Source organism: Parasphingorhabdus sp. (genome assembly GCF_036963805.1).
GTDB lineage: Bacteria > Pseudomonadota > Alphaproteobacteria > Sphingomonadales > Sphingomonadaceae > Parasphingorhabdus.
Genome location: NZ_JBALUN010000008.1, coordinates 18,290 through 41,264, shown reverse-complemented (window position 1 = coordinate 41,264; position 22,975 = coordinate 18,290). Strand labels below are relative to the sequence as shown.

The following is a 22,975-nucleotide window of genomic DNA, read 5'->3' as shown; positions in this document are numbered from 1 at the left end:
ATTTGGCAAATGTTGGTTGTAATAGTAATTACGGCCTTCGTAATGGGATCCGCACCGGCACGGGCCGATGATGTTCCGGGGTCTTGTACCGGAAAATTCGTCAACCCTATTACCGATGTGTGTTGGAGTTGTTTGTTCCCGCTTTCAGTTGGCGGGTTGAAGATATGGCCAAGCGGTCGGCCTGATACGGATAATAATCCCACGCTTCCTATTTGTGCTTGCGGATCGCCTCTTCCGCGTATTGGGATTGCTGTTGGTTTCTGGGAGCCTGTCCGGCTTGTCGATGTGACTACCAAGCCGTGGTGTTTTCCAAATCTTGGTGGTGTTAAAATAAGCCCTGGCTTCAACATTGGCCGCGGCACTTATGGAACTACCAATCAGCTTGGTGGGGCAGGCCAGAACACCGCAAAATGGCACGCCCACTGGTACATTTATCCGTTGCTCTATTGGATGGAAATTGTGACCGACTTTCTTTGTTTGGAGCAGTCCAGCTTTGATATTGCGTATGTAACGGAAATTGATCCGCTTTGGCAGGATGATACGCTTACGATGTTGATCAATCCGGAAGCTGCTGTTTTCGCAAACCCCGTTACTACTTTAGCCTGTGCCGCAGATTGTGTGGCGTCAACCGTTAGCCGTCCCATTGACCCTCTGTTCTGGTGTGCTGGTTGTCAGGGATCAATGTATCCACTTAACGGCAACGTCGCTAGTCATCTCAATCCGATACAGTCTTCGCGGCTCGCTGCTTCGCGCATGGCGTATAAAATGCACCGTCAATTTCTTGCGTGGGGGACCATGGGGAAAGAAGGATTATGCAAAAAATACCCCATGCCCATCATGAAAAAGCAGCAATATCGCCTCCAGATGGTCAATCCTTCCCCGATGGTTAAAGGCAGGTACGCTTGCGCTCCTATCGGTGCTTCTGATTTGAAACCCGGCGTAGGCCGGGTGTGGCCCGTCGTTGGTGAGGACTTTGGATATCTCGTCTGGCGTAAAAGGAATTGTTGCGCATTATGAACTGGAAAGCTCTCTTTATCGCTGGCGGAATACTTGGCACGTCCGGAGCCGCTGTTGTTTTTGCTCAGACCGTTGAAGGACTTGATCTTGGAGCAATCCAGAAAAAGGCAGACGAAAACGCGGCCGACGCCAAGGCGTTTGTTAATGATGTCATGCGCCGGAGTGATGCAGTGGCTGAAGAGGCGCGTCAAACAGTCGCGTCCGGAGAGTCTAATCATCAGCAATATGTGGAGGCGCAAGGCAACGCTGAAGGAGCCACTGAACTAGATAAGATGATGGCCGATGTAACCGGCAAGATGCCCGCAGGTGAAGCGCCGCAATTTATTGTTTTTGCATCCTTGTCGATGCCGCCCGAAAGTTTGAAGCCACTGATCCGAGATACTAGCAAGGCTGGCGGCGCGGTAGTGTTTCAGGGCTTCCCCGGTAATTCCATGAAGGCTTTCCAGCAAGGCATCTCAAAAGTTATCGAACCTGGTCAGGAAACTGGATCTATAGGTATTGATCCCCGTCTCTTTAGGGCTTTTGATGTAAAAACTGTCCCCGCTTTTGTGGTCGTCTCGTCAGATTTCGATCTTTGCGACGGTTTGGATTGCCGGACCACACCTCCGCCGCATGATAGAATGTCTGGTAATGTAACCGTGCGTTATGTTCTTGAAAGTTTCGCAACTGGAGGCGGCCCCGGTGCGCGCATTGCCGGAACGGCGCTCAAGCAGCTTGGGGCAGGTGGATGATGCGCTCATTTTCGGCGGTTTTATGCCTCGCTTTAGTTTCTGCGCCTGCAAGTGCGCAGAAAGACGTTAGGGATGATGCCAAAGCCTTTGCTCAGGGTTTGGCTGATGCTTCAACAAATCTGGCAGATACAGATGCTGCCGCGGTTGATAATCTGACCGGGTATAATGGGGCCAATTCTCCGGAAACGCAGTATCTTGATAATCCTTCAGCTCTTGAAGCTGCGAGAATAACGGCCGCCCGAACAAATGAAGCATCGGTTTTGATAATTGATGGAGATGCTATTCGGCCTCGGGTTCCCGACGCGTTGATCGATGAAACGATCGAACGCGGAGAAATCATCAATGAGGATCCGTCTATCTACGTCCAAGGCGTTGATCCGAGCGGATCAACCGGCCAGTGCGTCGAGCTTCCTCCTACCACGACATCCCCCGGTAATTTTGAAGCGACTTGTAATTCAGGATCGCAAATTACCGACGAGGTAAGAAGTTGCAGTATTCCGTTGGTTGGCAGTGTTAAGACTGAAACTACGACTGTCTATGACTATTGGGTTGCGCCGGATAATACGTATGGCGCGCCTTTCGTGAGATATGGGCAGTTTACCGCTGGCGTAAATAACGGCACTTGCAAGGTAATGCCCGAGACAATTGGAGGCTGTGCAGGCAGCCGGGCCGTGGGTCTTAATCCAAATAAATTTTGCGGGGATTATACCCTTCGCCATTATCAATGCACCGTAGCGATAGGACCTGAAACACCCGGTACCTTTATCATGCCTATTACTGGACATTGGTATTACGCGACCTCGACGGCCACCGTCGAAACCGTAGTGACCGAGCGAAACGAGTCTCTTTGTACACCGCTTGAAACTGATTCAGATTGTTCATTGATTGGCGGTGAAATTTGCGTCGATTCCGATCCTGTTACTCGCATGATTGGAAATACGGCAGTGACTAGGCCATGTTGGGAATGGAAGAGGGATTATCAGTGTACTGCTATTACTCAAGGCAATGACTGTACGGACCTCGACAATAATCCTGCGTGCCAATATCAGCGAACAGAATGTCTTGATGATCCTCAACAGGGTGCCTGCAAGGTCGAAGAACGGATTTATATCTGCCCTATTCCCGGTTCCGTGGCTGCAGAGAAGCAATTCATTTGCGGCGGGGATCTCTATTGCATTGGTGGTGAGTGTAAGGCGGTAACGCGCGAAGCTTCGGATGAATTCAAGGATGCCGTAGTCGGTCTGGAAGCCTTAGCACAGGCAAACCGTGAATTTGATGAAGTAGATTACAAGCTGTTTGAGGGCAATCCCATGAGCTGTCATAAACCTATTTTTGGTCTCGTAAACTGTTGTGCTGGCAAAGTTTCTGGGTTGATTCCGACAGCTGCGGGTTTTGCCGCTTTGGCGGGCGGCCCAACAGCAATTGCCGGTTTGGCGACACCATTTTTGACGCTGTTCCTGTGTGATGCTTCGGAGAAGGAACTCGATGTTCGTGAACGCATGGGGCTTTGTCATACGCTCGGCACTTACTGCTCGAAAAAATTTCTTGGTATTTGCACAACCAAGCGAAGAACGTCCTGCTGCTTTTTATCGAAACTGACGCGCGTGCTGCAAGAGCAGGGCAGGGAGCAGCTATCGAAGAGTTGGGGAACACCCAAAGAGCCGGAATGTTCTGGTTTCACTATCGATGAATTTGCTGCGCTCGATCTGTCGGTGATGGATTTTACCGAAGTTTATCAGGAATTCATGGATGCTGCGAAACTGCCAAACGAGGCAGAAACAATGACTGATATTCAGGCAAAAATTGAGGCGTATTATTCAAGAGGGGGACCATAATGAGCCAAAATTCGGTGATGACATTTGATAGTTTTACACCGGTTCCAGACATTTCGGTTTTGGAGCTGGCAGTCGTCATCTGCTGTGTACGTCGTCCTGGTCTTGATCAGGCTCGATTAGCCAAGACTATTGGTCGTTGGTTTGGCGTTAAATTAGCGGAACATGATCTTAAATCTCCCCTCAGGCGTTTGTCGCACCGTGATTGGCTCAAGAATGAAGGTCGGGGTCTTCATGTAGGTGAGGAAGCTAGAGAAAAGGCTGAATTCGCTGCTCATGGCATTGTCCAATTGTTGTTCCGTGATCGTTATTTTTTTGATGTCGGGAAGCTCCTCGATGTCAGTATTGTGAAGGAGGATCAGTCCGATGAAGATTAAATATTTGAGCGTAATTGCAAGCCTTTTGGTTTCATTTGCGCCGGTCCCGGCGATCGCGCAAAACACATCATATCAAGAACGCCCATCTATGGACGATTCAGCACCGGTATCTACTAGCACCGGGCGCGATAAAGGCATTTATGATCAAGAAGGCGGAGAGGGTGATCTTTACTGCCGCCGTAAACTTGGAAGCTGGTTTTACTGTGATAAACCAAAAGCAAAGCCTGCTAGCCCCGCTTCCGCTCCCCCGCCGCAAATTTCAGCTGACGCGCAGCTCAAAGAGATCGGTAAACAGCTCGACGAATTGAAGGCTCAGGCGATCTTGGAGCCAACTGAAGCCAATGTTCTTGCTTATATCCGTTTTCAGCGCGAGCAGCTTGATCGATCATCTACATTTGCCGATGTGTGGCAGCGAGCATTGTGGCAAAATCCCCAAGACGATTATACGCTTCAACGCCCTGTTTCTACCATAGGTAAACGGGCATGGATTGATAACCGGAAGGCTGACAGAAATGCCGCCATGGCGCGCCTCTCGCAGCGCTATGGTGTTTACTATTTTTATGCTCAGTCCTGTTCTGCGTGCGAGATCCAAGCGCCTATTCTCAAGTCGGTAAGCGATAGTAATCGTCTCTCTGTAGTGGCTGTTTCAATGGACGGTGGTCCTAATCGTGTATTCCCGAATTACGTTGTGGATAGCGGCCAGCGCGCCCGGATGGGCCTTCCCGGCAACGCAACTCCTGCTCTTGTCCTTTTCGACACTCTTACCAAGCGTCCTATTCCGATTGGAACAGGCCTCATGGCTGCAGACGAAATTATGGACCGTATCTTTGTTTTGACCAAAACCAAGCCAGGGAGTGATTTCTAATGACTACCAAAATATGTGCAATATCGCGGCGGATTTTACATAAGTCTCGTTGGTTTCTCGCGATCACAGCTGTTGTGAATCTTAGCGTGATAACGCCGGCGTCTGCGTCTGTTGGCGACGAAATGCAGAGCTATTTTGATGATGCAGGCGCTCGAGCTAATATTACCGGCCCATCTGCCTTTCAAGGTCAATCTGCTGGCTATTATTCAGGCGGTAATGTTTGGACCCGTTTTCCTCAAAAGTCAGTCCAACCGTTTAATCTGCAGTTGCCAGGAGCGCGTGCTGGTTGTGGTGGCATCGATTTATTTGCTGGTAGTTTCAGTTTCATAAACACGGCGGAGTTGGTGGCCATGCTCAAGGCCACTGCTAATAACGCAATTGGTTTTGCCTTCCAGTTGGCCATCGATGCCATATCGCCTCAGATCAGCGGTGTTATCAAGGATATGAGCCAGAAGGTTCAACAGCTCAACCAGATGAATATTTCGAGCTGTGAGACGGCCCAAGGGCTGGTTGGTGGTCTCTGGCCAGTCATGGATACGACGCAAAGTACAATTTGCGAAGCTGTCGGCAATGACGGTATTTTTTCAGATTGGGCCGCAAGCCGTCAGGGCTGCAATAATGGCGGCAAACGTAAAGAGACTTTGGCCGCTAATACCAATCCTGAAATGGAAATGCAGCTAGTGGGGCAGGATCACAATTTCACTTGGGATATTCTGAATAAGGCTCCTCAATTTGCTGGTTACGATCAGGAGTTTAAGGAAATGGTTATGACGATCGTTGGTACGGTTGTCACCCAAGTATCGGACGATCCAACCAAAGGTTCTATCATTGATAAGCACGGTCCGGGCGATGATTCCATAGTCGAAGCGCTTCTGGATGGAACGCAAGGCGGCAATACGGTCAAAATCCTGAAATGCGTGGACTCAGATAAATGTCTGGAAGTTACTACGCAAAATATGAATATCCCGGCCTCCCAAGCAATCCGTCCTAAGGTTAAAGCCCTCATTCTCTCGATGGCGACAGCAATCAAGAATGATACAGCGATTGGTGATGCTGAAAAGACGTTGCTCAATGTGGCATCATTACCCCTTTATAAAATCCTCGCGGTACAGACTGCTGCCCGGACCGATATTGTTGGCACTGGAGAGATCGATGCGGTGTCGGAAATAACATCGATCGATCTGCTCCAAGCAATTTTGAACGATGTTTTAGGGAAGTTTGACATGGCAAAAGTTGGTCTGGTGAAGGCCGATCAAGATAGTGCGGCGGCATGGGCCGCTCAGGTTCAAGGAGTGCGTACTAAATTCGCGCAGCGCGAAGTGAGAAATTCGGCGCGGGTAGAGGTTACTATGCGCGTCATTGATCGAACGATCGCGCTTGAATCAACACTTCAGAACTCGATGTCACCCGGCATGTCAGCTGCACTTAATTTCTCACGCGGCTTGAATTCTCAGGGTCTTCGCTAAGAAAGGGCAAGCGGCATGTTGGAGCTTTTCACCATTGGCGGCGGCGAATATATCGTCAACGTACTAAACGCTGTTTCAGCATGGACAGGCGGCGGCGGATATAAGTCGATGATCCGCGTGGTCATGGTCATGGGGCTCATTTACACTCTGCTTATTGTTGCCTTCAGTCTTGATTGGAGGGCGTGGTTCAACTGGTTTTTGCAAGCTACTCTCATTTATCTGTGCCTGATGGTTCCCACTGTTACGATTCAGGTTACGGACAGGGTAAACCCCGGGTTGGCCCCCAATACAGTTTCTAATGTTCCGTTAGGCCTTGGCGCAGTCACCAGTTTCACAAGCCAGGTGGGAGATTATTTAACAACCGAGGCCGAAACCGTCTTCGTAATGCCTAGCGAACTGCAATATTCCACCAATGGAATTATCTATGGTTCTAAACTGATGGAGGCGACCCGCCAGATTCGGATCACTGACCCTGAATTTGCAGCGAACATCAACGAACACATGAAACGCTGCGTTTTCTACGACGTGATGCTCGGGTTCAAGTCTATGGATGGCCTTGCAAAATCTGCTAATCTCTGGGCCGATATCGGTCCGGGTAGTCCAGCTCGCGCTCAAACCTTTGTTACGCGCAACGGCGACGGGACGACTTCAACTGCTGTGATTACTTGCCGCGATGCGTACACGGCTCTGACGCCGCAATGGACGCAATTTCTCAATGCCTTCTCTCCTATCTGGGCTAAACAACTTTATCCTGGAATGGCTAACGCGGTCGCGCAAGCAAAGTTGTCTGCGGATCTTCCTGTCACCTATCAGGCCTTCACGTCGAATGCTTCTAACGCGCTTGATATTATGCGCCAGAGTCTCGCGGTAAACGCTTTCATGCAAGCGCGTGATGATATGGCTGGCGGGACCGGCGCGGCTGCTATTGATAGCTTCGCTGCAACAAGAGCGGACATCCAGACCCGCAACACTTATTCGGCGCTCGCTCAGGGCGCGATGAAGTGGGTTCCAATCCTGAATATCGTTTTGACCGTTGTTTTCTATGCAATGTTCCCGGTACTCTTTCCGCTCTTTTTGATGCCTAAGACAGGCGTTTCAACCTTGCGCGGCTATGTGACCGGGTTTTTCTATCTGGCGGCATGGGGACCGCTATATGTTGTTTTGCACATGATCATGATGGGCAGGGGGCTTTCTGCCGGCAACGCAGTTGCAGACGGAGGGATGACGCTGGGAAATTTTGCCGGTATTGGCGCTGTAAACGACGAAACGGCTTCTCTTGCTGGTTACATGATAGCCAGTATTCCATTTCTTGCAGCCGGTATGGCGCGCGGGGCGATGGCCATCGCGGGACATGCTACCAGCTTTCTGGCACCAAGTCAGAATGCGGCCGAAGCTGCTGGAAGCGAAGGTACCACAGGCAACTACGCTTATGGCAATGCCAGCCTTGCGAACCAGAATATAAATACGCAGGCGAGTAACCAGTGGAATAACCAACCTAATTTTGCTAGTGGATCTCCTGCATTTGCTCATCGCCAAGCCAATGGCGTTATGTCAACGACACACGCTGATGGTTCTACAGTTACTAATCAAAACCCGGCGATATCGAGTTTTGAATGGAAGCCGACGCTTACCCAGGCCAATGTTGGTGAAATGCGTAGCACGGTCGGGGAATTCCAAAATCAGGCGACCCAGCAACGAGAAATGGCTTCCCAATCTCTTTCTGCCGCCAATACAATTGGCGCGCAGTTGTTCACGACCGCGCAGAATTCTCGCGGTAGCGAAACGATATTGGGTCAGCAAACTCAGGATGCTATTTCGCAAGCGCAAAATCTTACGCGCAGTTGGTCAGATACTCTGGTCAATGATTATGGGTTTGACCGCAAGGCAGCAGACGATCTAGCACGCTTTAGCTACATGCAAGGTTCGGGTAATTTGGGAGTGAGTTCTCCTGTTCCCGGATTAGATGCTGGCATAAATGCTAGCGTATTGTCGCAAGAAAGCAGAAATCGAACGTCCGGTGGAAGCGTTAACGAACGTATTGCTAAAGGCCTCTCGTTTCTCAATGCTGAGTCCACGAGTGACAATGCCACGCATTCACGAGAAAATTTCACTCGCGCTGTTTCAACTAGCGGTAGCTCGGAGTTGGAGGGTCTGTCTCAACGCCGCGACGCTAGCCTTACCGAGGCTCGTTCGCATTCTCTGGAAGCAGGAAGGCTCGAAGAGGTTGGCAAGCGTTACGAGCGGCAGGTCAGCGAAATTGAATCGGGCGGGTTCCAAACTTCTCGAGACTATAGCCAGAATTGGCAAAATTTTGCAGCTGGAGAGCTTGCCCGCAATGAAGGTCTGCGCGACAGTGGCTATGAAACCTGGATGCGCGATGTCGATCTGAACGATCGCCAGCGGCAAACGAGGAATGTTTTGGAGGAGCGTTTTCGCAGCTCATTCGTCGAGGATATGCGTAATGATTTGGGTCCGATCGGACCGATGCCTTCGTCTGGTATCGCGCAGCCTGCAGGAGACGTTAAAGGGTGGGGTAGCGGTCAAGTTGGCGTGGTGACGAATTCTGGTCCGGCAGTTAACGTCAGATCAGACTCCCGCGACGCCGCTCTTACAAGTCTTGTTGGCGACAGGATCGAGGGAGCGAACGAACGGATGGATGCTCATCAATTCGACACAAACTTTAGCAACGGGGATCTCCATCGCCGCGGCGAAGCGATGTTTACCGGTTCGGCTAATGCTCAAAATTTGTCACTTGGCGAGACTATGCCAATATTCGGACCGTTATTCGAGCGAGATAATTCGTCGGACGGCCCCGGCAATGCGTCTAGTTTCAACGCGACAAATTATATCCAAAGTAAAGGAATGTCGATCAAGCCGGGAACCAACGTCACCACTTTAGACTCTAGTATGGCGCCTGCTATTTCAGCAGTGTCCGAAGAATCACAACGGTTAGGTTTGTCGCCGAGAACCGTCACTTCCGCTCAGGATCGTACTCATACCCCAGGATCACTTCATCCTGACGGTAAGGCGCTAGACTTTAGGGGTAACAATATCACTATCACACAAGGCCGTGCCTTGGCACGCGGTGTGAGCGCTCGCCTTGGACCAGAGTATGATGTTGCTTTTGAGACGTTCCGTAATGATCCAGACAATAATCATCTCCATGCTGAATATGACCCGAAGAGGGGCCGTAGGAAATGAAAATGGCGGTATGTTTACTGAAGAATGGTCGCAATAATACCTGCGCCAAAAATACCCAAAATGAACCATGTGATAGTCCAATCACTGCCCGTTGCGGGGCTCCGTTTTACAACCGCCTTCTGGGTTTGCTGCCAGTGAACGCTGTTTGCGCTGCCGGGATTGCCTGGATCTTGCTGAATAGGAAGGCTCATTTCTTTTCTCCGTCTGTAAATTACACCAAATTAGACGGAAACGCAAATGAGCCTTGCACGGCGGTCCACAAGAGCCTGCAAGGCCATTGCGGATGATAGTGGCATGAGCGCGCTTTCGAGCATTGCTGGTATGTTGCCATTGATTTTGATCCTTGGTGGCGGGATTGTTTTGTTCAACTTGGTTATGACAGGAATCGATGGCGGCACAAATGCCGCAGGTTTGTTCGAAAGGCGGCTTCTGGTGCGCCGTAAGAATTTCGTTACTCGCGTTGAGGCGCAGACGCTCCTTTATATCGAAGAGCTTTTTCCAAAGGTTCGTGTGCATTGCCAAGTTGCAATGAGCGCATTGATAGCTCCGGCCAAAGGGCTTTCCTCAAAAGAGAGACTCTGGACACACCGTCGGTACGGTCAGAAGGTTGTCGATTTTGTTCTTCAGGACAGGGCTAGCGGGAAGATTATCGTTCTCGTCGAGTTGGACGATCGTACACACAACGAAGCAAAGGATCGGGAGCGGGATAAAATAACTGCTGCTGGTGGTTATCCTACAATACGCCTGACCGCCAAGATGCGCCCAACCCGAGCATCGGTTGCAGCTGCTCTCAAGCCGGTTCTCGGCATATGATAATTTTTCAAAACGGAAGGAACGCCAGATGGCACAGAACAAAATTCTTATAGGACTAGCTGCCGTATCGCTGTTGGCGTCCAGTAGCGCGTTGGCAAAGCCGAAAAGGACCGTGGTATTACTTGATTTCGTTTCTGCGCCAAGCTACCCATCGCCAGCTGAATCAATCTCTTCTGACTATTCTGAGGGGTCGATTGACGTTGATGCACTAACGCGCATGATGGCCCGACAGTTCACCGGTGCTTCGGCAGACACGGCCTCTGTTCCTCTGACGCAATCGTTCTCGCAAGTCAATTCGAGCAAAGCAGCATCAATGGGTAATCCATTTGTAATTCATGCAGTTTCTTCCAACCCTTATGTGCCTGCCGTGGCCCGTCCCAGCTCTGCAGATTGCGCGGTGCCTGTTTATCAACCCAGTGTAGGATTTAGTAAAGTAGCTGAAAAGCGGCGACGCGAGCTTTACCCTCTTGTTCACAAGATTGCCTGTGAGGCTGGTCTGCCGGTGGGGCTGTTCGATGCTGTGATTATGCAAGAGAGCAGATATCACGCAGGGGCTCGGTCGCACGCTGGGGCCATAGGTCTCGCGCAGCTCATGCCTGGTACTGCAAAAGATTTGGGGGTTAATCCCCATTCTCCTATTGATAATTTACGGGGCGGCGCGCGCTATTTGAAACAGCAGGTTGATCGCTTTGGCCGTTATGATCTGGCTTTGGCTGCTTACAACGCAGGCCCAGGCCGGGTCGAGCGCCGCTGGAAGGTTCCCCGCATTGCCGAAACGCAGGACTATGTGCGTAAGATTCTAAGAAGCTGGTCAGGTGCGCCGATTTCGCTAGGCAAAGCCGAGAAGCCGATGTCTTTTCGGCAAGCGCAAATGATCTTCATGGCCTACGAGGGTAGTTCAAACTGAGCAAGATTGCGGCAGCATCCTGACGGCGAGACATTTTTTTACATCTTGTTACCCAAATCAGTAGCAAATTCTTGCCGGTTATGGGAATGAAGATTTCTGGCCGATTCAATAGAGAGGTCAGCAACTCCGATGGAAAGATTCATCGCGTTTTAATAAAATAATGAGAATGAACACAAAACCACGGAACTAAGCGCCGCTTATCATTCCGGTTGGTCAGGAGAGACTGGAAGAAGCGTGACTAACAAGACGGGTGACAATTCATTTGAGAAACCTACAATGGACCCGGAGGAGGAAGCCGCCTTTGTCCGCAACATGCTGGGCTTTATTGAGCGGCATGGGCTAGGTACACCGGACTTCATTACAGCTCATATTCATGCTTTGGATTCCTTTGGTGCTACAGAGATGGCAGATTTCTGGCGCGATGCCCTTGCCATATATGATCGAGCATATAGCGAAGCACATAGGAAAGTTCGAGGCGATATGCATCTTCGAACTGTTGCTGAAAAAACCGTCTTATAATCCTGCAGCGACGTTTGATTTTGCGCAGCACTCAGAAAAATATTCTGACCATAGCGTTCATGGGGAAAGAAGCACGGTCATTGGGCGAGCCGATTGCAGCAGCGCCGAATTCGATATAAATCATGAGGGAAAGCTGGAACAGTCCGTGCTCGCATGATACCGGAAAATTGAAAAAGCACCTTTTAAAGATGGAGGCGATCATGATCGCGGCGGTAGTAATTGCTGCGCTTATTTTGCCGATTCTGGAGTGATGTGACTCTTTATCCTCAATCCAGTTATCTAGCAACTGTACCTCTCATGCGGGTTGATCTGTCCACGACTGGTCGGACCGACACAGCGAGTTAGCGATACAGTAACTAATTTTATCATTGGTATTTGCTTTTGGGTACTTATCAGAAAATGATCGATACCTCCGCAATCTTTAACTAGGCAGATGGGGGATGACCCAGAAAATCAAATAACCAACCAGCTGTAATCTGGTCGGTTTACTCCCAAGAGGAAACGCTAAACAGCGCCGTTTTGATGCTAGTGGTTATCTTTTCAGCGCAGGCCCAATTATCGATTGACTGAATCACCACCAGATTATTGATTCGAAATATTCGTTGGAACAGCCGGTATCCATCGGTGTAATCCTTCACAATGAGCCAACATCATAGTGCATCAATTGACAGACATATGTGTCTCGCTGCAATAGATATCAGTCGGAACATAGAGCGCGAATATGAGATATATGCAGCGATTGACCTTTTCGGCGCGGTAGTGGTTGATTATCATTGGGGCCGCAGAGGCACCAAGGGGCAGGGGAGAAGACGATCTTTTGGCGACAATAAGGCAGCGAGCAAATTTGTAAACGCTTTGCTACGCCGCCGCTCGACTGCAAAGAAGAGGATAGGCGTGGCCTACCGTTTCAACCGTTAAAGCCGAAACATAATGTGAAAGCGGACACACTTTGTGAACTGAATCCAGATGACCAAAAGACGCAAACAGGCTACAAGGTTGGATTGCTTGACGACGGGCAATGTTACGTTCTAAAATAACAATCTTGATGTTTTTGTATAAATGTTGTTTTGTTACAATTCTTGTGATACCCGAGAAAAATGGCAAGACTTTCCATCGAAATAACCGACGACGAACATCGAAAACTGAAGGCTGTTGCAGCTCTGAGCGGTCTTAGCATCAAGGATTATGTACTTGATCGCACTCTTCCAGAAATTTCCTCTAAAGCTGACACACAAGAAACGTTCGCGAAACTTTGTGCGTTTTTGGAAACGAGGATGGACCAGGCCGCCTCTGGGGATTTCTCGACTCTTTCATTTGATGAGATCCGAGACAAAGCAAAGAAGCGTGCCGGCCTTTGAGTTTCAAGGGCCAAAATGTCGATCTTACATTAGCGGTCGAAGAGGATTTAGCCGAAATGTGGCGATACAGTTTTGATCGCTGGGGAATCAAAAAAGCCGATTCCTATTTTGACAACTTAGTAGAGTGTTGCGAGAAAATTGGGGTCGGCGGAGCCCGTTCAAAAACAATAGAAGAGTTGCCCTTGGGAGTGGAGGTTATGCGCTGCCAAGAGCATTATATCTTCTTTATGCCCGATGATCGCTCCATCATTTTAGCTATATTGCACGGATCAATGGATATGCTCCACCATGTAAAGGATCGTTTGTAGTATCGCTTTCCGCTTGGAAGTCTTTTTGAGAGCGATATTTTGATCTCATTCGGAGGCCGGCGCGAAACGACGAATTGAAAAGAGAATGATCCTCAACCAAGATCCCCGCCAAAGGGCCATGATTTTACCTATTTTCAAGTTTGATCCTGAGGCGCCCGATGGTCGCCCGTTCGGCTTGGGCACTACATTTAGGATTGACCCCTGGGGCAATTGCGCAACCGCGTTTCATGTCATTGAAGATATGCTCAGCTTATCAAAAAATGGTCAACTGCAATTAAAAGATAATGTTCGGATGGCGGCTTTAGAGCTTGAGGGAATAGCTCTTGGTCGAGCTCCACTTCCAAAGGAGGCTTGGCGTCCATTATCGGGATTCTATGCTGAATGCGGCCATCAAACACCGGCGCTAATCCATGAGGCTTCGATAATAAGAAACCTGACAGAGCTAGCTTGCCTCACTATATCCAGATCTCACGAGCGCTCACCGATGCCCTGTTTGCCAATGGCGCTTCGCGATGAACCACCCGTGACAGGCGATATCGTCACAGGATTCGGGTTTCCGGGGTTAGACGTTGCGAAGGACGGTGCTGGCGACGACAGACCGTTTTCGCAGTATCTGTATGAATGCGCCGGAGAAGTAGTGGAAGTTATTCCGGCTGATCCGGCGTCCACAATGCCTTGGCCCCGTTTTCGCGTAGCCGCAGAATGGCCTAGCGGAATGAGCGGCGGTCCCGTTTTGAACGCCGCTGGCAATGTGATTGGCGTAATCTCGCGAGGATGGTTGGGTGAGGCCGATTCTACTGCCACACATTTTGCTGGTTGGAATGTGAGTGAGCGAACCTTCCGATCAATCGATCCATTTGCTTCGCGTCGTTATCGGGCTTTTGCCGCGATCGATGAGAAAGATAATGTCCGTTTCATGGGGCAAGATCGAGATGAAGCAGAGGCATTTGCTTCGGAGCATAAGATGACAATGCGAGTTGTTTCCTGTTCTCCGAAAACCGGAGATTGGATCGAGTTATGAGCATTCCAAAGATCCGCATTCATGAAATCAGAACGGATAACGGTCACGAGTTTCAGACCAAGGGAATGGCTATGTCGAAAATCTCGCAATCCGCTATGCCTAAATCAAGCTCGGCACCCCGCAATGTAACATAGGGTGACTGGCGAGACATTCGCTGGCAGTGATTATAGCTTATCTCTGAGCGCTTCGTAAGGTGTATTTCCTTTGAAGGCGCCATGCGGTCTGTGGAAGTTGTAGAAGCGCTCCCATTCATCGAGTTTTGCCACCAGATCGACGTCACCTTTGTAGCTTGGCAGCTGGTAAAACTCTTGTTGGTCAGATCGATGTGATCGTTCAACTTTGCCATTGAGTTGAGGCGTACCGCGTTTGATATAAGCATGGCGGAAACCTCTCGTCTTTCTTGCTCCAACATGACACGAGTACAACCAAAAAACATCCGCTACCATTTTTCGCAAACAAGCAGGAACTTGAATATCTAAAGAATGGCAAATCTATAATCGGTGAACCTGTTGTGGAAATTTCACGAGAGAACCTGTTCGAAGCAATTGAGGTATTGGTTGAGTATGTAACAGGGCGGCTTGATAAGGTACAAAAATGGAAAGAAGCTAAAATGAAAAATCATAAATAGCTCTGATTGTTGAGCTATCCGATCTCCACGCCGACCGGAATTAATGTTGAAACCATTGCTTCAATCGGTGTGTAGAGGTCAATCTCCACGTCCGGTGTTTCAAGGCTCACAATCAAGGCATAGCGGGCCTTATCGTCAAACCGCTTCAATCCTTTTCTCTCTCGCCACCATCCATTAATTGGACGTATGTATATTTGGTTTCGCGCAGCCAATTCCACGGCAACCCCTTCCCATATATCGGAATGAAGCGATCCGGCGGATATTTGCTGTTTTCCAAAAAGCCATCCGCTATCGGGTGTGCTCGCGGCTGCACCGACAGGAACCTGCGTCGCTGCATTGTTTCTGCGATGGAAGTCCGCCGAAGATTCACGCGATCGCTTTAGGTCAAACCGGAGGCCGAATGATTGATAACGGGCAGGGTCAATCACACTAGCAAAACTGGGATTTGGTTCGATGAAATAGGACAAAGTAACTTTGAGCTTAACCGCCGTATTACCCAGCTCTTCCAAAACTTCTCGCGGCCATGGGAGCTCGTAAATGTGCGCCTCGTTAAATCTGATACCCTTATCTTTTCTAAATGGCTGGATCGTATTTTGCGCTACCAAGGCAAGATCATCTGCAGCTGATGCGGATGCGCGAACTATATTGGGCACGCCGTATCCAAATCTCCGTATGCTATCTGCCTTGTCCCGCCTGCTTGCACCTAAATCAATGGCTTCAAGCATCGGCGGGGTCCAGCGGGCGCTGTGAACCATCAACGCGCGAACGGTCTCTGGCCAATAATCTGGATGATCGGCACTAATTTGCGCCGCCATTCTCGCTGCTTGTGCGGTCGCCGCGCTTGTCGCCCAAAAACCCGTCAGTGGGTTAGTATCCACCTCTTTAGACGTTGTAAGAAGTGATATTGAATCCAATCCCGCAACCGCTTCCTGGCCCGATGGGCTAATTGCGCGATTGCCAGTTTCAAACACCAGATCGGGTTTGAAAGCTGACTTACTGGAATTCCACAATATCGAGTTGCGGCTATATGGACTTGCCTCTCCTACGGCAGCAGACGGAGTCCAATCTTCGTAACCCTGCTCAGCAATAGCGGTTTTTTGTGTAAAACCGCCAATCGCAAGAGCGTTCCAAGCCTGCGAAGGATCTTGCATCGGGAACGCGTCATGATCAGATATGGCCGCCGCGTTGCTATTGTCGGGAATGTTGCCAGCAGCAACGACAATCAACCGTTTGGGTGACAGGTTATCGGGATCTTGCAGCTCCGCTCCCGCTGCAGCTTGATCAATTGATGCACTCCACGCGCTATTTTCAGCACCGGAACGGTTTTCATTAGTCACCGCCATACAGAAAACACGGTCTCTCAATGGGTTTTGTATCTCGGCTTTGGCAATAGCGCTCAATGTAATTGGCCCGTAAGAATGAGGCTCATTTGGAGGAAACCCATTTGGCGGTAATATTTTTACCGATTCCACTCTGTGGGCGAGAATATGATTAGATTGATCAGCGAGCGGCGCAACCAAGTCGCCGTGTAGGGATAGTCCAGCCATTCCGGTTCCATGCCCGGGACCGCCATCATGATCGTCGCCGCCCCATGCCTCGTTTACCGACATTAAATCATCGATTGAAAGGGCCGGTTCAATCAAAGGATGGGCCCTGTTCACACCGGTATCAAGCAGACAAACAGCAGGAGCATCGGCTTGGGGCCATGTAACTCTTTCAGCTAAGTCATCTATAAACGCCGGGATATCGTCCTTTAGGTCTTGTGTGAACACCAAAGGATTGTCGGTTGCTCTGCGCAGTTCAGCAATACCGCCAGTCGCAAATAGCAGAAGTTCAATCGAGCTCACTCGGCCATAAGCGGGGACGACAATTATTTCGGGAAAGTGCAAAAACGTGTCGTTTGTACCTAGCTGGAGACCGAGCGTGCCTGCAGTGGCGACAACCTTTTCCAAACTGTCAGGAAAACACCAAAGCGCCCACCAAATTTGTTCCTGCGGTTCGGTGGGTAGTGCGTCTTGATCATCGCGCCAAAAAGTCCTCAGCCGTGCCTCGCGAATATGCTCAATGGGTTCAACACGACCGGCTAAAGGCGGGGTGCCTCTTCTCGAGGTAATCTCGCCTTCGGTATAATCGGATATAATATTCTCAAGTACATCGCGCGCATCATCGGGAACGAAAAGAGCAATGGTCCGTGTGCCGTCGTCCAAAACCTTTTCAGCACTTTGTCTTGTATTTTCCGTTTTTCGTTCAATTATCTCTGCGCCCGTTAACCGGTTCAATTCGACCTCAAGATATATACCCCCGGAACCCTCCAGGTCAGGGATTTCTTCAACCAATGCAGATTGTGTCTGATCAGCTTGGTTGAAGGCTGTTCGCAGCTCTTCCGCCATCCGCCTTCCATGATCGGCACGGATCCGCTGGAGAGGGTTTACACGGCCATTATTACCCAGTGATTTATAATCACCTCGCCAAACCAATGCGGAGATATCAATGTGAGGCAGGTCATGGTCAGCCACGAATTATGAAGCCGTCGTAAACGCGGATCGCATTGATTGCCGATCTTCCAATTTTTCGGTCAGATCTTGAGTTGTGATCGAAGAGCGTTGCGCCAGTATTGCGGTCTTTACGGCTTCACTTGCCGCCCTCACAATTTCCGCTTGGCTCAGGCCTTCAGCCGCTTTTTCTACAGCCTTCCATTTGATCCGAGGGTATTTTATCGGCCGAAGATTATATTTTATTACCGCCCGAATTTGATCCGGAGTTGGAAGAGAAAACTCCAATACTTCATCAAAACGGCGAAGCAGCGCTTTGTCGAGAAGTTCTGGGTGATTTGTGGCCGCAATGATTGCGCTATCTGTCGCCGTTTTTTCTTCCATGAATTGAAGAAAGCTATTCAGAACTCGGCGCATTTCGGCCACGTCATTTGAAGCTGCGCGATGTCCTCCAACAGCGTCAAATTCATCGAATAGATAAACCGCTCGTCGACGTAAAATTTCGTCAAATACAAGCCTAAGCTTGGCAGCTGTTTCGCCCATAAACCGAGTGATTAGTGTGTCTAATCGGATCACAAAGAGAGGTAATTTCAGCTCACCAGCCACTGCCTCGGCGGTCATAGTTTTCCCCGAGCCGGGTGGTCCTACAAATAAATATCTATTGCTTGGCAGTTTTCCATGTTCTCGAAGTTGATCGCGCTTGCGCTGCTGCAACATCAAATGGTTCAACCGGTCCAATGATGCAGATGGCAAAATCACGTCTGCCAACGTGATAGATGGTTGTTTGAGATCCAAAAGACCTTCCAAATCGCCGCGCGGACTTGCAAAGGCGATCGGAATAGAGGGTCTAACGCCGTCTTTTGCTCTTGCTGCGTCAACAGCCGCACGAAGGCTATTGGCAGTATCACGTCTGCCTTGTCGAGCTTCCGCTGCCGCCACTTGTAACGCAATCGAGAAAAATTGTTCGTCATCACCCTCAGCATGGCTGCGCAGCATTTTTTCTATTTGCTTGGCGTTCGTCATGAAAGTCCCTTGATAACCCGCATTTTCATCGTCCTTAGATGACCATATTGCCCGACATTCTCAATGTCACCTAATGAATTACATTTTGCTGTGGGTTTAGTTGGCCGTCTAACCAGAAGACTTCCAATCAATGAAGCCGCCGCCATAACCAAAAAATGCCCCTAACTGGTTAGGGCTATCCAGGTGACGTATTTTGACAACCGCTCAATAGTAAGGCCGTAACAATGTTATTAAAGCGGGTTTTCGCCGGAATATTAGACGTTAATTTTCTTTCTTCTCCTTTTTAGCAGCCAACGCTTGATGAGCAAGGTGACGTTGGAGATGGCCGGAACTATCAAAGTTCATCGTTCCCCAAATTGGACAGAGTATCATGATTGTGAGACACTCTGAGTTTGGGGGAGCAGAATGAAATCTATCGCAATGTCGCTAGTATTGTTGATTGGCGCCGTCGGACCCACGGAATTTAATTCCTGCGGGTCAGGCGCTGCTTTGGCACAGATCGGTGTGGCGGGTTGTTGCAAGACTTGCCGAAAGGGGAAAGCTTGCGGCGACAGTTGTATCGCGCGCGACAAGGTCTGCCACAAAGGGAAAGACTGCGCGTGCAATGGATAATGCGGCGTAAGATAGAATTTGGTGTGTTGCTTTTGGCCCTGCTGCTGCCTGGCCTAGCGTGGCTCTACGACCTGATCGCCTCGATGCTTGCAACTAGATAGTGAACAAAATTGCCAGAATGAGCGCTGCAATCCAGTCTATAACGGCGCAAAACGGGATATACCAACGCGGGATTTCGGCACCAAACAGGCCATTGTGATGGGCAATATCCCAAAGGCCATGGGCAAACAGGGCAACAGCAAACCAATAAGGTGAACCCAGCACACCGGCCACGGCCATGATACCAAATAGGGCAGCCACACAGAGTTCCAAGACGAAGATATGAGGCCGCCCATCTTTGGCACCGAAGCCAATGTAGGCACCTGAAATGATCCCAATGATCATTGCTATGGTCAGCCGGCTGAGATCTTCTGGTAAAAAGTGATGCGCTGGAATGGCGACGCCGAGGACAATAGCGGAAAGAGCGATCCCGGGAGAAAAGCGGGCAATGCGCTTCGGTTCATCGAAATTCCTTACTGGGGAATGCTGTGTCATTTTCTAGCGCCTCAGCGGCTTTCGGTTCCGTATTTCCCCGAAAGAATCGCAAAAAATAATTGAATGAACCTGATCATTTAAAAGATTAGTGGCTAAATTTCATAGCCACGGTTTTGACGTTGATGTTTTGTGATTAACCAGAATCCTGACCAAATTCAATCGGCTTGACGGTCAATATTGAGAGCAATGATCAAAGCCCAGTTGAACTGGTTGGTAAGGATTATAGCTGCAGAAAAATCACCCGAGACTTTATCCAGATGAGACAAGTGCTATTCTTTTTTTGATCGACCTTCTGAGTTTTTGGGGCGTTTATTCCGACTGTCCGTTTCAAAATTAACAATGACGTTATGTTTTGAATCGCAGCGCAGGTTTTGCGTCTTGGGAGCGGTTGCTACCGCTTGACCTTGAATTGCGAAGATGGTGTATGTCGCGGGATCTATAAGCATCAGCGCTATAAAAAATCCAAATGCCCTGAGAAGGTGTTCATGGGTCATTTTTATTCGTGTTACTTTGTTGTTCACGGCATCTTGTGATTTCCGCATGCGGTGCAGGGTTCTTTTGGCCAATTCTCCCGGCGGCTCGGATTTGGACCAAGATGTCGCTAGCTCGCCGATACCAATGGTATGGAATCCGGATACTCGAAGAACGGAAAAAGCGTACCAACCTGCTGCAGCTGAATAGATAATGGCAATTGAGATTAGAGAGAAGCGCAGGACCGCTGGCGCGGGCCCGATTTTATTTTCCCAAATTCCAGTTTGGATCGTGACTATCAGTGGTACCAGTGTTGCTAGAACGGCGAGATAGATAGAGGCCTTGGTTTCCGCGGTTTTTCTGCGATCAATCTCTGAATCCGCCATTCTTTGTGCTTGTTCCAGTAATTTGGCGGGTTGCTTCCCCCAATTTGTAGAATCAATCGTAGCCATGTCGCGATCATAGGCCTCTTGTCGCTCGTTCTTCTGATCTGGCGTCAGCCCTTCAATTATCGGGAACAGCAAAACTCTATCCAGAGCAATTTCAACGGTAATGTGGATGCTATTATTTCTGGCGAACTGGCACCTTAACGGTCGGTTTCACTCTCCACTTTAGTGCTCCCTAATTTCCCCCGTAAAATCGACAAAAAAAACGGGACCAAGTGATTTCTTCACAATCTTTCCGTTCTTTTTTTTGGTGAGCAAAATCAATTCCTCCTCCCAAAAATTTTCTCCCACAGGGATGACCATTTTACCGCCGGGCTTTAGCTGTTCCAACAAGTCAGGTGGAATATGCGATGCGCCCGCTGTTACGATTATAGCATCAAATGGAGCTTGCTCCGGCCAGCCTCGATAGCCGTCTCCGGAACGGACCTCGACATTTTGGTGCTTTAGCGCGTTGAGCAAATTGCTGGCCCGTTCAGCCAATGGCGCGACAATTTCAATCGTGAATACCTTGTCGACAAGTGGACTGAGAATAGCTGCCTGATAGCCTGAACCGGTGCCTATTTCGAGAACCCTGTCGCTTGACTTTAGGTCCAGCACATAGGTCATTATTGCAACGATATAAGGGTCGGAAATTGTCTGATTATAGCCAATAGGCAAGGGGTGATTTGCATAAGCCTTGGCCTTGACATCTTCTGGAACGAAAAGATGTCGCCGAGTAGTGCCAATGGCTTCGATGATCGGTCGCAGCCGACGCTTTTTCCTAAAACCTGATTTTCGGACCTGTTTATCTATTTTCGAGGCCATCAATTCCCGCTGTTTGGTAAAGCCGAATTCTTCGAGCTGCGCTTCGCTCGATTGTTGAATATTGCCTCCCTCAACTTTGTTTTCCGACATGCCCATAAGGAGCAAGGAAGACATTGCCATCATTGCTAGAGCGAATGAACTGGGCCCCCAATGTCGCGTCGTTGCACTCAACTGAGCATTGAATCGATTTTCAATAGCCATTGTTGCGCGACGCCCAAATCAGCATTCGAACAAACCCGGCAAGACAGTTGCAGCCTGTTTCATCATTTTCGCGCGGTATGTGGATCAATCCGTTTGTTGGAATTTCTCTGCGAAAGGCTGGTATTTTCAGGTCCCTTGGATCTACCGATATGAGTGCAGCACTTTCAATCTTGTCATGCAGCACGGGATTTCTCCAACCGGGCCTCGTAGAGCCCAAACAGATTGCGGAAGTGGTTTTCCATACTCTGGACGTTGCCTGATTTCGCCCGTGCCTGCCTTGCAAGTTCCGCACTATTATCAGCAAAGCAGATAATAGCTTTTGTTGCTGAAAGGGAATCTCCGGATACATAGGTCAATCCAGCACCGGCCTTTACCTGATCCGCTGCGCCGCCTTGGTTCGGTGCGATGATCGGCAGACCGCATGCTCGTGCTTCGGCCGCAACCATACAAAATGTTTCCGCTTCGCAACCGTGGATCAGCGCATCAGCACTTGCCAGCATCGCCGCGAGCATCTTGCGGTCATCGGTTGTTTTCAGGAACTGGATGTGCGGATTAGCGCGGGCTTCGCGTTTAAGGCGGGATGTCTCCCCGCCGCTGCCAATTTGTATCAATCCGATGGCCCGCTGCGCACCAGCTGCGGTCACTGCACCTATCACCAGCGGCCATCTTTTCTCGGCCGCATGGCGGCCCACTGCAATCAGAAGTGTGGCATCAGGGCCAAGCGAGCACCTCGCGAGCATTGCCTTGCGCAATTCGTCTTGGCGCAGGGATGCAGAAAAAACATTATGCTCGATTCCCATCGGCACGGTGCTTATACGTTTTAATCCGCCTGCTCGTAACCTTTCACCAAGACTGTCGCCAGCGCAAATGACATGATCGTACTGACTATCCAAACGCCGCAGATGCCGCCAGAACCAATCAAACTGCCGGTCAATCGTCGATCGCGCGAAAATTTTTCCGAACCAGCGATACGCATAAGCCGATAACGGGTCAGCGTGCATGATGAGGGAGCGCGGCGCTGCCCCTGGCCAATCGGCAACGATGGAAGCGCTACTCCAGGGTGAGGAGGCTTCGATGTAATCGGGGCGTTCCCGCGTTAAAGCGGAATGCACTTCATCGGCATCATCAAAATAATGATAGCGACCATCGAGCGGAAATTTTTTGCCCGGTATGGTAACGATCTTTGCTGATGGACCAAATTCTTCCACGCTATGCGCGCTGCCCGGAACGATAATGACGATTTCATGGCCTAGACTAGGTCCAATAGCGAGCTTCTGCCGGATATATGTTTTGACGCCGCCGCCTTGGGGTGAATAAAATGCACAAACATCGACAATCTTCATCTGCTT

21 protein-coding genes and 1 pseudogene are annotated in these 22,975 nt (G+C 49.7%); 14 read left to right on the top strand and 8 right to left on the bottom strand.

Translation table 11 applies throughout. The features are described 5' to 3' along the window. Nucleotides 1-9: 9 nt before the first annotated feature. The 7 genes from traU (at nt 10) to V7676_RS15160 (ending at nt 9,489) form a co-directional block, all read left to right on the top strand. Complete coding sequence (gene traU, locus V7676_RS15190) at nt 10-1,017, top strand: conjugal transfer pilus assembly protein TraU (protein ID WP_442955453.1); 1,008 nt, start codon at nt 10-12, stop codon at nt 1,015-1,017. Then, complete coding sequence (trbC, locus tag V7676_RS15185; protein ID WP_335660460.1) at nt 1,014-1,748, top strand: type-F conjugative transfer system pilin assembly protein TrbC; 735 nt, start codon at nt 1,014-1,016, stop codon at nt 1,746-1,748. The genes traU and trbC overlap by 4 nt, the downstream gene beginning before the upstream one ends. A gap of 98 nt (nt 1,749-1,846) precedes the next feature. Next, the gene (locus tag V7676_RS15180; protein WP_335660459.1) at nt 1,847-3,583 is read left to right on the top strand and encodes a conjugal transfer protein TraN; all 1,737 of its coding nucleotides are present in this window, start codon (nt 1,847-1,849) and stop codon (nt 3,581-3,583) included. Continuing rightward, entirely contained in the window at nt 3,583-3,957 is a 375-nt protein-coding gene (locus V7676_RS15175) for a hypothetical protein (protein WP_066746126.1), read from the top strand. Before V7676_RS15180 ends, V7676_RS15175 begins: the two co-directional genes overlap by 1 nt. Nucleotides 3,958-4,045: 88 nt before the next feature. Next, nucleotides 4,046-4,822 (top strand): conjugal transfer protein TraF, encoded by a 777-nt coding sequence (locus V7676_RS15170; protein WP_335660458.1) that lies wholly within the window; start codon nt 4,046-4,048, stop codon nt 4,820-4,822. Beyond that, complete coding sequence (locus tag V7676_RS15165) at nt 4,822-6,288, top strand: conjugal transfer protein TraH (protein WP_335660457.1); 1,467 nt, start codon at nt 4,822-4,824, stop codon at nt 6,286-6,288. The genes V7676_RS15170 and V7676_RS15165 overlap by 1 nt, the downstream gene beginning before the upstream one ends. Before the next feature lie 15 nt (nt 6,289-6,303). Then, the gene (locus tag V7676_RS15160) at nt 6,304-9,489 is read left to right on the top strand and encodes a conjugal transfer protein TraG N-terminal domain-containing protein (protein ID WP_335660456.1); all 3,186 of its coding nucleotides are present in this window, start codon (nt 6,304-6,306) and stop codon (nt 9,487-9,489) included. A gap of 14 nt (nt 9,490-9,503) precedes the next feature. On the opposite strand, the gene V7676_RS15155 is transcribed toward V7676_RS15160, so the two are convergent. Then, a complete protein-coding gene (locus V7676_RS15155; RefSeq protein ID WP_335660455.1) occupies nt 9,504-9,680 on the bottom strand; it encodes a hypothetical protein in 177 nt (58 codons plus the stop codon). A 46-nt stretch (nt 9,681-9,726) separates the two neighbouring features. Here V7676_RS15155 and V7676_RS15150 point away from each other — a divergent pair, with 46 nt between their 5' ends. From V7676_RS15150 to V7676_RS15120, 7 genes are all read left to right on the top strand, one after another. Then, nucleotides 9,727-10,302 (top strand): DUF2726 domain-containing protein, encoded by a 576-nt coding sequence (locus tag V7676_RS15150; RefSeq protein WP_335660454.1) that lies wholly within the window; start codon nt 9,727-9,729, stop codon nt 10,300-10,302. A 28-nt stretch (nt 10,303-10,330) separates the two neighbouring features. Next, nucleotides 10,331-11,209, top strand: a complete 879-nt coding sequence (locus tag V7676_RS15145) for a lytic transglycosylase domain-containing protein (protein WP_335660453.1) — start codon at nt 10,331-10,333, stop codon at nt 11,207-11,209. Nucleotides 11,210-11,443: 234 nt separating this feature from the next. Continuing rightward, on the top strand, nt 11,444-11,728 hold the full coding sequence (locus tag V7676_RS15140; RefSeq protein WP_138104640.1) for a hypothetical protein: 285 nt from the start codon (nt 11,444-11,446) through the stop codon (nt 11,726-11,728). 639 nt (nt 11,729-12,367) lie between these two features. Beyond that, a complete protein-coding gene (locus V7676_RS15135) occupies nt 12,368-12,646 on the top strand; it encodes a WGR domain-containing protein (protein ID WP_335660452.1) in 279 nt (92 codons plus the stop codon). Nucleotides 12,647-12,825: 179 nt separating this feature from the next. Continuing rightward, nucleotides 12,826-13,086, top strand: coding sequence for an antitoxin (locus V7676_RS15130; RefSeq protein WP_335660451.1), 261 nt, complete (start codon nt 12,826-12,828; stop codon nt 13,084-13,086). Continuing rightward, nucleotides 13,083-13,394, top strand: a complete 312-nt coding sequence (locus V7676_RS15125; protein WP_335660450.1) for a type II toxin-antitoxin system RelE/ParE family toxin — start codon at nt 13,083-13,085, stop codon at nt 13,392-13,394. Before V7676_RS15130 ends, V7676_RS15125 begins: the two co-directional genes overlap by 4 nt. A gap of 118 nt (nt 13,395-13,512) precedes the next feature. Next, nucleotides 13,513-14,415 carry a trypsin-like peptidase domain-containing protein gene (locus V7676_RS15120; protein WP_335660449.1) on the top strand — a complete coding sequence of 301 codons (903 nt, stop codon included), beginning with the start codon at nt 13,513-13,515 and terminating at the stop codon, nt 14,413-14,415. 164 nt (nt 14,416-14,579) lie between these two features. On the opposite strand, the pseudogene V7676_RS15115 reads toward V7676_RS15120, so the two are convergent. The 7 genes and pseudogenes from V7676_RS15115 to V7676_RS15085 form a co-directional block, all read right to left on the bottom strand. Further along, nucleotides 14,580-14,804: pseudogene (locus tag V7676_RS15115) on the bottom strand (integrase core domain-containing protein); the annotation flags it as partial. A 253-nt stretch (nt 14,805-15,057) separates the two neighbouring features. Continuing rightward, nucleotides 15,058-17,559, bottom strand: a complete 2,502-nt coding sequence (locus tag V7676_RS15110) for a S8 family peptidase (RefSeq protein ID WP_335660448.1) — start codon at nt 17,557-17,559, stop codon at nt 15,058-15,060. A gap of 3 nt (nt 17,560-17,562) precedes the next feature. After that, a complete protein-coding gene (locus tag V7676_RS15105; protein ID WP_335660447.1) occupies nt 17,563-18,558 on the bottom strand; it encodes an AAA family ATPase in 996 nt (331 codons plus the stop codon). A 705-nt stretch (nt 18,559-19,263) separates the two neighbouring features. Next, the gene (locus V7676_RS15100; protein ID WP_335660446.1) at nt 19,264-19,704 is read right to left on the bottom strand and encodes a DUF6010 family protein; all 441 of its coding nucleotides are present in this window, start codon (nt 19,702-19,704) and stop codon (nt 19,264-19,266) included. Between the two features lie 269 nt (nt 19,705-19,973). Continuing rightward, a complete protein-coding gene (locus V7676_RS15095; RefSeq protein ID WP_335660445.1) occupies nt 19,974-20,699 on the bottom strand; it encodes a hypothetical protein in 726 nt (241 codons plus the stop codon). Nucleotides 20,700-20,786: 87 nt separating this feature from the next. Further along, nucleotides 20,787-21,539: a protein-L-isoaspartate(D-aspartate) O-methyltransferase gene (locus V7676_RS15090; RefSeq protein WP_335660444.1), complete on the bottom strand. Its 753-nt coding sequence runs from the start codon at nt 21,537-21,539 to the stop codon at nt 20,787-20,789. A gap of 260 nt (nt 21,540-21,799) precedes the next feature. Beyond that, a complete protein-coding gene (locus V7676_RS15085; RefSeq protein ID WP_335660443.1) occupies nt 21,800-22,969 on the bottom strand; it encodes a glycosyltransferase in 1,170 nt (389 codons plus the stop codon). Between the last annotated feature and the right edge of the window lie 6 nt (nt 22,970-22,975).